2 protein-coding genes are annotated in these 1115 nt (G+C 59.9%); both read right to left on the reverse strand.

The window, feature by feature from the left end; translation table 11 throughout:
• A partial coding sequence (locus CKO23_RS24840; protein ID WP_242482718.1) for a helix-turn-helix domain-containing protein occupies positions 1-635 on the reverse strand: 635 nt, incomplete at its 3' end.
• 161 nt (positions 636-796) lie between these two features.
• Entirely contained in the window at positions 797-985 is a 189-nt protein-coding gene (locus CKO23_RS24845) for a Thivi_2564 family membrane protein (protein WP_200336231.1), read from the reverse strand.
• Positions 986-1115 lie beyond the last annotated feature (130 nt).

A 1115-nucleotide genomic window follows, 5' to 3' on the forward strand; every position in this document is an offset into this window, starting at 1 on the left:
GACTGAGTCGGTGCGGCGCGCTCAAGGGCCTGCACTCCGGTCATCTCGTCGATGCTGCGCGTCTCAATGCCCTGTGCGGCACGCTCTGGGGCCAGGCGGTAGGTCTCGCAGACATCGCGACAGCGCTTGGCGAAATCACCAGCGCGCGGGGTGTTGATCCAGCCCTGTACGCGATGCGGCTTGAGATCGATCTCGCGTAAGAAGCGTCCGATGGAGTGCGCGGAGATGTCTTCGACGATCCCGCGCGCCTTGGCCTCTTCAGCCAAGTCCGCATGGGTCCAGCGCGCCAGCGTCACTCCCTCGCGGACCGCAGGCTCGCACGCCAGGGCAATGATGGCGCAGATCTGCTCGGGGGTGAAGGTCGGCGGCGTCCCCGAACGCGGGCAATCGCTCAGACGCTCGAGCACGGGTTGATCCGCGCGCTCGCGCCAGCGTCGGCGCCAGCGTTGGACCAACGAGCGACTGACCTGCAACGTGGCGGCCGTTTCGTGCATCCCCTTGCCGGCGTCGGCGGCGAGAATGATTCGGGCTCGGATCGCCAGTTGCTGCGCCGTGGTGTGCTGACGCACCAACGCCTCCAACTGGGTACGTTCTTTGTCGGTGAGGGAAACGGGAATCGGGGTGCAGCGTGGCATCGTGTCATCAACTCGTCGGCGAAACTCAAGACAGATGAGTAGGATGCCATCGATCGCCCAGAAACAGTATTAGGACTTTCACTCTAGACCACTAGACGGTTGGCGTGGCAAGGAGTCCTGAATAGTTACCTCTAATCGCTCAAACGTCACACGCCAATCGGCTAGCCGATCCGCATCTGCGACATCGGCGGCATGAGCCCGAAGACGGACAACAGCCAAAGGATCACGACAATCACGACGACCACGTTCAAGATCTTCTTGATGGTGCCATCCATCGGGATGTAGTTATTGATCAGCCAGAGGATCAGTCCCACGACCACGAGTGTCATGATCAATGTAATCAGAGGCATGGCGGCTCTCCCGGATCTCCTGGGGTTGTGATATCTTATAAAACAGTGGCTTGAGAGCCAGTTCCCGTCAAAACCCAATTCGAACGCTGTTGATTATGATGCTTGACAAAGAGACCATCCGGGTGCTGTT

The organism is Thiocystis violacea, assembly GCF_016583565.1.
GTDB classification, from domain to species: Bacteria; Pseudomonadota; Gammaproteobacteria; order Chromatiales; family Chromatiaceae; genus Thiorhodococcus; species Thiorhodococcus violaceus_A.

Bases quoted from the DNA above. Each gene is read 5' to 3' on its own strand.
- CKO23_RS24845 (WP_200336231.1), bottom strand. From the start codon at position 985: ATGCCTCTGATTACATTGATCATGACACTCGTGGTCGTGGGACTGATC.